The organism is Bradyrhizobium sp. (assembly GCF_030646015.1).
Lineage (GTDB): Bacteria > Pseudomonadota > Alphaproteobacteria > Rhizobiales > Xanthobacteraceae > Bradyrhizobium.
This window is the reverse complement of record NZ_JAUSLT010000200.1, coordinates 17,093-27,095: the sequence shown is the minus strand read 5'-3', so window position 1 is coordinate 27,095 and position 10,003 is coordinate 17,093. Positions and strand designations below refer to the sequence as shown.

Genomic DNA, 10,003 nt, shown 5'->3' with positions numbered 1-10,003 from the left:
CCGCAGGGCTACCTGTTCGGAATTTTCAACCTCGCCAAGCCGACCGTGCTTTACTACGTCATCCTGGTCGGGTTCCTCGGCGGATTTCTGCTGATCTTTCGCACCATCAACTCGCCGTTCGGCGAGGTGCTGAAAGCCATCCGCGAAAACGAGCCGCGCGCGATTTCACTGGGTTACAAGACCGACCAGTACAAGCTGCTGGCCTATATCCTGTCGGGTACGCTCGCTGGTTTCGCCGGTTCACTGAAAGTGTTCGTGGCGCAAAATGCCTCGCTCACCGACGTGCACTGGACGATGTCGGGCGAAATCGTGCTGATGACGCTGGTCGGAGGCCTCGGCACCGTGTTCGGTCCGGTGGTCGGTGCTTTCGTCATCATCGCCATGCAGCAATATCTGGCCGGTTTCGGCCAGTGGGTGACGGTGATCCAGGGCGTGATCTTCGTGGTCTGCGTGCTGGCCTTCCGCCGCGGTATCGTCGGCGAGATCGCCCATTATTTCCGGCGATCGCTCTGATAGGGGACGCCTCCGGCGGATTTTCCGGCCTATAAAGCGGTGGATGACCCGGTTCCGGCCGCCGTTCCGTAGCCGCTTGTCCGGAAAGTGGTTTATGACACTTTCATGACAGGCCGGCTCGGCCAGCCATTTCTGCGACGATGGATATATACTTATGCTGATGCGCTGGTTTCGCGCCTTTCTTCCCCGGGAAGAACGGTTTTTCGACCTTTTTGCCAAGCATTCCCAGGTCTGCGTGCAGGGCGCCCTGGCGCTGCAGGGCATGCTGCGCGGCGGCGAGGAAACCCCGGTGTTCTGCCAGCGGGTCAACCAGTTTGAAAACGACGCCGACAATGTCACCCGCGAGGTGCTCACCGCGGTGCGCCGGACCTTCATCACGCCGTTCGACCGCGGTGACATCAAGAACCTGATCACCTCGATGGACGACGCCATCGACCAGATGCAGCAGACCGCCAAGGCGGTGATTCTGTTCGAGGTCCGCACCTTCGAGCCGCCGATGCGCGAGATGGGAACGCTGCTGGTCGAGTGCGCCAACCTGGTCGGCAAGGCGCTGCCACTGATGCAGTCGATCGGCGAGAATGTCGCGATGCTGACCGCCATCACCGAGGAGATCGGCAAGCTGGAAGGTCGCATCGACGACCTCCACGATATCGGTCTGAAGGAGCTCTATCTCAAGCACCGCAACGCCAACACGATGGATTTCATCGTCGGCTCTGAAATCTACAAGCATCTGGAAAAAGTTTCGGACCGCTTCGACGACGTCGCGAACGAGATCAACAGTATCGTGATCGAACAGGTATAGGGCAGGGCCGCGCAGTGGACGCCACGCTAGGTCTTCCGATTCTGGTCGGGTTAATCGCAGTCGCGCTGCTGTTCGACTTCCTCAACGGGTTGCACGACGCCGCCAATTCGATCGCGACGATCGTATCGACCCGGGTGCTGCGCCCGCAATACGCGGTGCTGTGGGCGGCGTTCTTCAACTTCATCGCCTTCCTGGTGTTCGGGCTGCATGTCGCCAATACCATCGGCACCGGCATCATCGAGCCCAGCGTCATCGATGCCCAGGTGATCTTCGGCGCGTTGGTCGGCGCCATCGTCTGGAACGTGATCACCTGGGGACTGGGAATCCCGTCGTCCAGCTCGCACGCCTTGATCGGGGGCCTGGTCGGGGCCGGAATGGCCAAGGCGGGATTATCGGCGGCGGTCTGGACCGGCCTGACCAAGACGTTGCTCGCGATCGTGCTGTCTCCGCTGGTCGGCTTTTTGCTGGCGCTGGTGCTGGTCGCGATCGTGTCCTGGGCCTCGGTGCGATCGACGCCGTTCGCGGTCGATCGCGCCTTCCGGATCCTGCAATTCGTCTCGGCCTCGCTGTATTCGCTCGGACATGGCGGCAACGACGCGCAAAAGACCATGGGCATCATCGCGGTGCTGCTCTATTCGCAGGGCCATCTCGGCAGCGAATTCTCGGTGCCGTTCTGGGTCGTGCTGTCGTGCCAGGCAGCGATGGCGCTGGGCACCCTGATGGGCGGCTGGCGGATCGTCCGCACCATGGGCTTGCGAATTACAAAACTGACGCCGATGCAGGGGTTTTGCGCCGAGACCGGCGGGGCCGCGACGCTGTTCATGGCGACCTGGCTCGGGGTTCCCGTCTCGACCACGCACACCATCACCGGCGCCATCGTCGGCGTCGGCGCGGCGCGGCGGGTCTCAGCGGTGCGCTGGAACGTGGCGAGCTCGATCGTCTATGCCTGGGTGATCACCATTCCGGCCTCGGCGATTATCGCGGCGCTGACCTATTGGGCGGTCAATCTGATCCCGCTCGCCAAATAGCGGTCAGGTCGCCAGCTTCAGTCCGACGATCCCGGCGATGATCAGGCCGATGCAGGCGATCCGCGCTACTCCGGCGGGATCTCCGAACAGCACGATGCCCAGGATCGCGGTGCCGACGGCGCCAATGCCGGTCCATACCGCATAGGCGGTTCCCATCGGCAGCGACTTCAGTGCCAGACCCAGCATCCCGACGCTGGCGGCCATGCAGAACAGCGTCAGCACGGAGGGAACGAGGCGCGTAAAACCCTCGGTATATTTCAGGCCGACCGCCCAGCCGACTTCCAGCAACCCCGCGATCAACAGCAATAACCACGCCATAGGACGGCCTTCCGGTCAGCAGGGCCGTCCCTGCGCATGAAATTGATGGATTGGAGGTCGTCCTCGCAGGCCCTATATGAGGGCGAGCGGGCCAGCGCGCAACGTGCCGCTGCCGGCCCAAACCCCTTGCCAACCCCTTGCAAACCCCTTGATTGCGCCGGGTTTCCCTGCCACAGGCTCGCTGATGTCCGACCTCGCTTTCACTGCCGAATCGCCGTCCCGTTCCCTTCTGTCCGATGAAGTGGCGCGGCGGCGGACCTTTGCCATCATCTCGCATCCGGACGCCGGCAAGACCACGCTGACCGAAAAGCTGCTGCTGTTCGGCGGCGCCATCAACCTCGCCGGGCAGGTCAAGGCCAAAGGCGAACGGCGCAACACCCGTTCCGACTGGATGAAGATCGAGCGCGACCGCGGCATCTCGGTCGTCACCTCCGTCATGACATTCGAATTCAACGGCCTCGTCTTCAACCTGCTGGACACGCCGGGCCATGAGGACTTTTCGGAAGACACCTACCGGACGCTGACGGCGGTGGATTCCGCCGTGATGGTGATCGACGCCGCCAAGGGCATCGAGGCACGGACGCTGAAGCTGATCGAAGTCTGCCGTCTGCGCGACATTCCGATCATCACCTTCATCAACAAGATGGATCGCGAGAGCCTCGACACCTTCGAGCTACTCGATGAAATCGAAAAGACGCTGGCGCTCGACACCACGCCGATGACCTGGCCGGTCGGCCGTGGCCGTGATTTCATGGGCACCTACGATATTTCCACCGGCGGCATCCGGCTGCTCGAAGGCGGCGGCGCCAAGACCGGTGCTGCCGAAAATATCGACGTCGCCGAACTCGCGGGCCGCAACGCCAATCTCGACGTCGCCGAAATCACCGAGGAACTGGCACTGGTGAAGGAAGCCAGCAAGCCGTTCAACCTGGCTTCGTTCCGCGAAGGCCACATGACGCCGGTCTACTTCGGCAGCGCGCTGCGCAATTTCGGGGTCGGCGATCTGCTCGAAGGCCTCGGCAAATTCGCGCCGCCGCCGCGCGCCCAGGATTCCAACCTGCGCAAGGTCGAGGCCTCGGAGCCGCGCATGAGCGCCTTCGTGTTCAAGATCCAGGCCAACATGGATCCGAACCACCGCGACCGCATCGCGTTCGCGCGGCTGTGTTCGGGCAAGCTGACGCGCGGCATGAAGGTGAAGCTGGTGCGCACCGGCAAGAGCATGACGCTGTCCAGTCCGCAATTCTTCTTCGCGCAGGACCGCTCGGTGGCGGACGAAGCCTTTGCCGGCGACGTCGTCGGCATTCCCAATCACGGTACGCTGCGGATTGGCGACACCCTGACCGAAGGCGAGGACCTGACCTTCGTCGGCGTGCCGTCCTTCGCGCCGGAAATCGTCCGCCGCGTCCGCCTCACCGATGCGATGAAGGCGAAGAAGCTGAAGGAGGCGCTGCAGCAGATGTCGGAGGAGGGCGTGGTGCAGGTGTTCCGCCCCCGCGACGGCGCTCCGGCGCTGGTCGGCGTGGTCGGCCCGCTGCAGCTCGACGTGCTGAAGGCGCGGCTCGACGCCGAATATTCGCTGCCGGTCGAGTTCGAGGTCTCGGAATTTCAGCTGGCGCGGTGGATTTCGTCCGACGACCGCAAGAAGCTGGAGGCGTTCGTTGCCGCCAACAGTTCCGGCGTCGCCGATGACGTCGATGGCGACCCGGTGTTTCTGGCCAAGAACGAATTCTATCTCGGCTACACCAAAGAACGCGCCGAGGGCATCGTGTTTTCCAGCATCAAGGACGTGAAGAAGAAGGCGTGAGGCGGGGGTGTGGCTGCGCAGCCCCCGACTTGTCGTCCTCCGCGAAAGCGGGGGACCCAGTACGCCGCGGCTTCTCGGCTCTAATCGCTGGCGCTCTGGAATACTGGATCACCCGCCTTCGCGGGTGATGACGAGCTGTGAATTTGGCGCGCTGTGCTGCCCAACTCCGCTCGGCGCTTCGTCACGGGCTCACCCCTGCTACGCTACCGTCACCCGCCAGATCACATCGCCGACATCGTCCGCCACCAGCAGGGTGCCGTCGGGACCGAGCGTCACCCCGACCGGTCGTCCATAGGACTCCTTCTCGTCCGGTGCGAGGAATCCCGACAGGATGTCCCGCGCCGGTCCGGACGGGCGGCCATTCGCGAACGGCACGAAGACGACCTTGTAGCCGCTCAGCGTGCTGCGATTCCACGAGCCGTGCTGGCCGATGGCCATGCCGTCCGGAAAGCCGGGCAGGGTGCCGGCCGGCATCCAGCACAGGCCCAGCGATGCGGTGTGGCCACCCAGCGCGTAGTCCGGCGTGATCGCCTTGGCGACCAGGGCGGGATCCTGCGGCACCCGGTCGTCCACCGTCTGCCCCCAGTAGCAATAGGGCCAGCCGTAGAAACCGCCGTCCCTGACCGAGGTCAGATAATCGGGCGGCGTCTCGTCGCCGAGGCCGTCGCGCTCGTTGACGACAGTCCAGAGCACGCCTGTCGTGGGCTCCCATGCCATGCCCACCGCGTTGCGCAGGCCGCCGGCAAAGATGCGACTGGAGCCACTGGCCAGATCGAGTTCGTAGATAGCCGCCCGGCCTTGCTCCGCTTCCATGCCGGTGTCGGCGATATTGGTAAGCGAGCCGACCCCGGCATAGAGTTTTCGGCCATCGGGGCTCGGCAGCAGGCTCCGCGTCCAGTGCCCGCCGGGCTTGAAGCTCACGAGTTTTTTCCCCGGCGCGGTGATGCGGTCCGCGCCCGCCACATAGGGAAAGGCCACCACGCCGTCGGTGTTGCCGACATAGAAGGTGTCGCCCAACAGCGCCATGCCGAACGGCTGGTTCAGCCCTTCCATGAAGATCTGCTGCGTCTCGGCGACACCGTCGCCATCGCTGTCGCGCAGCAGCGTGATGCGGTTGGCACTGACGCCCAGCGCAGAGGCACGTCGCATCGTCGCCTGCATCGCATAGCCGAACACGTTCCTGACGGGGCTGGGGACCTGATTCGATTCGGCGACGAGGACGTCGCCATTGGGCAGCGTCTCGATCCAGCGCGGATGCTTCAGGCCGGTCGCAAACGCATTGACCTTGAGCCCCGGCGCGGCAGTCGGAATCTGCCCGTCGCGCCAGCCCCTGGCCGACGGCATCTTCAGCGTCGGGAGCGCGCCTTGCGGCTTCGCCGCCGGAACCACCGGCGCGCTGCCCCAGGCCGGCTCGGGTGCAGCGCCCTGCAGCCGGCGCCACTGCAGCGCGGCGCCGCCGATCAGCGCGACTATTCGCGCAAAAATTCCGGACAGACTCATGTCATTCCCCTGTTGATCGCGCGCACCCTATCCGACGAAGGCGCGCGTTCAAACCTCGTCGTTGCTCAACCGGGTATAATGACAATGACTTGATTTTGGCGCTCTGGCGCAACCTGGGCGATCACCACTATTTTGAGTTCATCGCCATCGTGGACCGGCATCATGCTCAGGCGCATCAGCATCTGCCTCATCGTCGCTACTTCGGTTCTTGCCGTCGGCGCTGCCCACGCGCAGCAGCGGCGTCAGCCCGACGCCACGCCGTTCTCGCATGCGCCGTGCAGCGTGCTGGACGGGCAACCCTGCACGCCGTCGTTCTGCAGCGTGTTCAATGATGGCCCCTGCATTCCCGAGATCGACTATCCCTATGGCCAAAACCTGCAGCTGACGGTCGAAAGCGCGCCCTCGCAGGGCGACGCCGCCAAATACCAGAAACCCGGCCACGACCTCGACAGCATCGGCGACCTGTTCGCGGCGCTGCGGTCCTGCTGGTCGCCACCAGAGGCCTCGTCGGCGCGCGAGGGCATGCAGATGGCGGTGCGCTTCAGTTTCAAGCGAACGGGCGAGATCATCGGAACGCCGCGCGTGACCTTTGCCACAGCGGGGGCGTCCGCAGAGGTTCGCGCCACCTATCTGAAGGCGATCAACGCCTCGCTCAAGGCCTGCGCGCCGCTCAAATTCACCGGCAACCTCGGCGGCGCCATCGCCGGGCGGCCGATCGCGATCCGTTATGTCGACAATCGCGACCTCCGCAGGCAGGCGGAGAAGCCGTGACGTCATGCGCGGCCCGCGCATTTGGCGCATTGCGGCCCTGACCGCAAAAGTGTTACCCGAAGGTCGCTAAGACCGTCCCTGCCACGGAGGAAACGTCATGGGACTTTCGGTGATGATCCTGGGCCTCGTGCTGTTCATGGGCGTCCACACGCTGACCACGCAGCGAAGCTTGCGGGCGCGCCTGATCGCCTCGACGGGCGAAGGCGGCTACAAGATCGGCTATTCGCTGGTCTCGGCCGTGGGCCTGGCGCTGATCGTCTGGGGTTTTGCCAAGTACCGCGCGACCGGCTGGATCGACGTCTGGTATCCGCCGGCCGCCATGAAGCATGTCGTGGCGGCGCTGATGCTGCCTGCCGTCATCCTGGTGGTGGCGTCCTATATCCGCGGCCGGATCTACACCACGCTGAAGCATCCGATGCTGACCGGCGTAAAGCTGTGGGCGGCGGCGCATCTGCTCGCCAATGGCGACCTCGGCTCGATCATCCTGTTCGGCTCGTTCCTGGGATGGGCGGTGTTCGACCGGATCTCGCTGAAGCATCGCGCCGACCCGGGCGGGCCACCGATCCCGGTCGGCGGCATGAGCAACGACCTGATCGCCGCGGCGGTCGGCTTCATCGCCTATCTGGCGCTGGCATTCGCCTTCCATCCCGTCGTGATCGGCGTTCCCGTCGTAGGAGCCTAGTCCAGTGTCAGTGCAGTCGACCATCAAGCGCAAGACCGCGCCGGATATCCGTGCGCGAAAGAACGGCGAACCGATCGTGATGCTGACCTCGTATCACGCCCATACCGCCGCTTTGGTCGATCGCTATTGCGACGTCATCCTGGTCGGCGATTCCCTGGGGAATGTGATGCACGGCTTTGAAACCACGGTGCCGGTGACGCTGGAGATGATGATCCTGCAGGGCCATGCCGTCATGCGCGGCTCGCAGCATGCGCTGGTCGTGGTCGATATGCCGTTCGGCTCCTATGAAGCCTCGAAGGAGCAGGCGTTTCATGCCGCGGTGCGGATTTTGAAGGAAACCCATTGCGGCGCCGTCAAACTCGAGGGCGGCGAGCGGATGGCGGAGACCGTAGCCTTTCTGGTCGAACGCGGCATTCCCGTGATGGGCCATATCGGGTTGACGCCGCAGTCGATCAACACGCTCGGCTCGTTTCGCGCCCAGGGCCGCGAGGAGGGTAGCTGGGAGCCGATCGAGAATGACGCGAAGGCGATCTCGCAAGCCGGCGCCTTCTCGGTGGTGGTCGAGGCAGTCGCAGAGCCCCTGGCTCGCAAGATCACCGAAACCATCGCCATCCCCACCATCGGCATCGGCGCCAGTGCGGCCTGCGACGGCCAGGTGCTGGTGCTTGAGGATATGCTGGGCCTGTCGGCGCGGACGCCGAAATTCGTCCGCCGCTACGGCAATCTCGGGCCGATGATCGAGGCCGCGATCGAGGGCTATGCCACCGACGTGCGCTCGCGCGCCTTCCCGGGGCCGGAGCATGTCTACGGCATGAAGACCAAAAACTGAGACGGAGCGGCGCGATGGACTGGTCGCAACATTCCATTCCCGCCATGCGGCTCGAGGCGCGCTTTGGCGACCGCGTGGTGCCGGCATTTTGCCAACGGCCGAACAGCATCTGGGCGATGATCGCGGATGCCGCCGCGCGAAATCCTGACGGCGAAGCGCTGGTCTGCGGTGAGCGGCGGTTGAACTGGCGCGAGGTCGCGCGACAATCGGCCGGGATCGCGGCGGCATTTCGCAAGCTCGGCCTGCAAAGCGGCGACCGCGTCGCCGTGCTGCTCGGCAACCGCATCGAATTCGCGCTGACGCTGTTCGCCGCGGCCCATGCGGGCCTGGTGACGGTTTTGCTCAGCACCCGGCAGCAGAGGCCCGAGATCGCCTATGTGCTGACCGACTGCGGCGCCAAGGTCCTGATTCACGAAGCGGGTTTGACCGACCGTCTGCCGGACGGCCGTGACGTTCCCGATCTGGTGCATCGCATCGCGGTCGATGATGATGCGCGGATGTCGCAGTTTTCATCGTTGACCGGCCACGCGCCTTTGCCGGAGCCGGCCGATGTCGGCGAGGAAGACACTGCGATGATCCTCTATACCTCGGGGACAACGGGGAAGCCGAAGGGCGCGATGCTGGCGCATTGCAACGTCATCCATTCTTCCATGGTGTTCGTGTCGTGCCTCAATCTCACCGCGGCGGACCGCTCGATCGCCGCCGTGCCGCTGGCGCATGTCACCGGCGTGGTCGCCAATATCATGACCATGGTCCGTTGCGCCGGCGCGCTGATCATCATGCCCGAATTCAAGGCCACGGAATATCTGAAGCTGGCGGCGCGGGAGCGCGTCACCTACACCGTGATGGTGCCGGCGATGTACAATCTCTGCCTGCTGCAGCCGGATTTCGACAGCACCGATCTATCGAGCTGGCGGATCGGCGGTTTTGGCGGCGCGCCGATGCCGATCGCCACGATCGAGAGACTCGCTGCCAAAATTCCCGGCCTGAAACTCGCCAATTGCTATGGCGCGACCGAGACCACGTCGCCGTCCACCATGATGCCGGGCGAACTGACCGCCAGCCATATCGACAGCGTCGGCCTGCCATGTCCGGGCGCCGATATCATCGTCATGGACGCCCGCGGCCATGAGCTGCCGCGCGGCGAGATCGGCGAGATCTGGATCCGCTCGGGCTCGGTGATCAAGGGCTACTGGAACAATCCGAAAGCGACCGCCGAAAGTTTTACCGGCGGCTTCTGGCATTCCGGCGATCTCGGCTCGATCGACGATGAAAATTTCGTGCGCGTATTCGACCGCCAGAAGGACATGATCAACCGCGGCGGCCTGAAAATCTATTCCGCCGAAGTCGAGTCCGTGCTTTCAGGCCACCCCGGCGTGGTCGAGAGCGCCATCATCGCCAAACCGTGCCCGGTGCTGGGCGAGCGGGTGCATGCGGTCATCGTGACCCGCGGCGAGGGCGTCGGCACCGAAGCGCTGCGCGCTTGGTGCGCCGAGCGGCTGTCGGACTACAAGGTGCCGGAGACGATGGAGCTCACTTTGGAGCCGTTGCCGCGCAATGCCAACGGCAAGGTGATGAAGCGCCAGCTGCGCGAGGCGTCAGCCGCGGTTCGGGCAGCAGAAAGAACGTAGCCCGGATAGAGCCAGCCGGCCGCGCGTAGGCGCGGCGGGATGGCGTAATCCGGGTTTCTCTCAACGTCGACGCTACTACTCCCCGGATTGCACCATCGTTCGGCGCTTCGCGCCGCCCAATGGCT

Annotated in this window: 10 protein-coding genes; 8 read left to right on the top strand and 2 right to left on the bottom strand. The window is 64.4% G+C overall.

Annotation, left to right across the window (positions count from 1 at the left end; all coding sequences use genetic code 11):
• The 3 genes from Q7T45_RS28475 to Q7T45_RS28465 all read left to right on the top strand — a co-directional run.
• On the top strand, window positions 1–513 hold a 513-nt coding region (locus Q7T45_RS28475), incomplete at its 5' end, for a branched-chain amino acid ABC transporter permease (RefSeq protein ID WP_304875488.1).
• Between the two features lie 157 nt (window positions 514–670).
• Window positions 671–1,315, top strand: coding sequence for a DUF47 domain-containing protein (locus Q7T45_RS28470; protein WP_304875493.1), 645 nt, complete (start codon window positions 671–673; stop codon window positions 1,313–1,315).
• Between the two features lie 14 nt (window positions 1,316–1,329).
• A complete protein-coding gene (locus tag Q7T45_RS28465) occupies window positions 1,330–2,343 on the top strand; it encodes an inorganic phosphate transporter (protein ID WP_304875486.1) in 1,014 nt (337 codons plus the stop codon).
• 3 nt (window positions 2,344–2,346) lie between these two features.
• On the opposite strand, the gene sugE is transcribed toward Q7T45_RS28465, so the two are convergent.
• The gene (gene sugE / locus Q7T45_RS28460) at window positions 2,347–2,661 is read right to left on the bottom strand and encodes a quaternary ammonium compound efflux SMR transporter SugE (RefSeq protein ID WP_304875484.1); all 315 of its coding nucleotides are present in this window, start codon (window positions 2,659–2,661) and stop codon (window positions 2,347–2,349) included.
• Between the two features lie 184 nt (window positions 2,662–2,845).
• Between sugE and Q7T45_RS28455 the strand changes: the two genes are divergently transcribed.
• A complete protein-coding gene (locus tag Q7T45_RS28455) occupies window positions 2,846–4,465 on the top strand; it encodes a peptide chain release factor 3 (RefSeq protein WP_304875482.1) in 1,620 nt (539 codons plus the stop codon).
• A 198-nt stretch (window positions 4,466–4,663) separates the two neighbouring features.
• On the opposite strand, the gene Q7T45_RS28450 is transcribed toward Q7T45_RS28455, so the two are convergent.
• On the bottom strand, window positions 4,664–5,965 hold the full coding sequence (locus tag Q7T45_RS28450) for a sorbosone dehydrogenase family protein (RefSeq protein WP_304875479.1): 1,302 nt from the start codon (window positions 5,963–5,965) through the stop codon (window positions 4,664–4,666).
• A gap of 162 nt (window positions 5,966–6,127) precedes the next feature.
• Here Q7T45_RS28450 and Q7T45_RS28445 point away from each other — a divergent pair, with 162 nt between their 5' ends.
• The 4 genes from Q7T45_RS28445 (at window position 6,128) to Q7T45_RS28430 (ending at window position 9,878) form a co-directional block, all read left to right on the top strand.
• Window positions 6,128–6,736 (top strand): hypothetical protein, encoded by a 609-nt coding sequence (locus Q7T45_RS28445; protein ID WP_304875477.1) that lies wholly within the window; start codon window positions 6,128–6,130, stop codon window positions 6,734–6,736.
• A gap of 97 nt (window positions 6,737–6,833) precedes the next feature.
• Window positions 6,834–7,418, top strand: a complete 585-nt coding sequence (locus Q7T45_RS28440; protein ID WP_304875476.1) for an NnrU family protein — start codon at window positions 6,834–6,836, stop codon at window positions 7,416–7,418.
• A 4-nt stretch (window positions 7,419–7,422) separates the two neighbouring features.
• Entirely contained in the window at window positions 7,423–8,247 is an 825-nt protein-coding gene (panB, locus tag Q7T45_RS28435; RefSeq protein ID WP_304875475.1) for a 3-methyl-2-oxobutanoate hydroxymethyltransferase, read from the top strand.
• Window positions 8,248–8,261: 14 nt separating this feature from the next.
• Entirely contained in the window at window positions 8,262–9,878 is a 1,617-nt protein-coding gene (locus Q7T45_RS28430) for a class I adenylate-forming enzyme family protein (RefSeq protein ID WP_304875474.1), read from the top strand.
• Window positions 9,879–10,003: the final 125 nt, after the last annotated feature.

Bases quoted from the DNA above. Each gene is read 5' to 3' on its own strand.
- Q7T45_RS28430 (WP_304875474.1), top strand. From the start codon at position 8,262: ATGGACTGGTCGCAACATTCCATTCCCGCCATGCGGCTCGAGGCGCGC.
- sugE (WP_304875484.1), bottom strand. From the start codon at position 2,661: ATGGCGTGGTTATTGCTGTTGATCGCGGGGTTGCTGGAAGTCGGCTGG.
- Q7T45_RS28440 (WP_304875476.1), top strand. From the start codon at position 6,834: ATGGGACTTTCGGTGATGATCCTGGGCCTCGTGCTGTTCATGGGCGTC.
- Q7T45_RS28445 (WP_304875477.1), top strand. From the start codon at position 6,128: ATGCTCAGGCGCATCAGCATCTGCCTCATCGTCGCTACTTCGGTTCTT.
- Q7T45_RS28450 (WP_304875479.1), bottom strand. From the start codon at position 5,965: ATGAGTCTGTCCGGAATTTTTGCGCGAATAGTCGCGCTGATCGGCGGC.
- Q7T45_RS28455 (WP_304875482.1), top strand. From the start codon at position 2,846: ATGTCCGACCTCGCTTTCACTGCCGAATCGCCGTCCCGTTCCCTTCTG.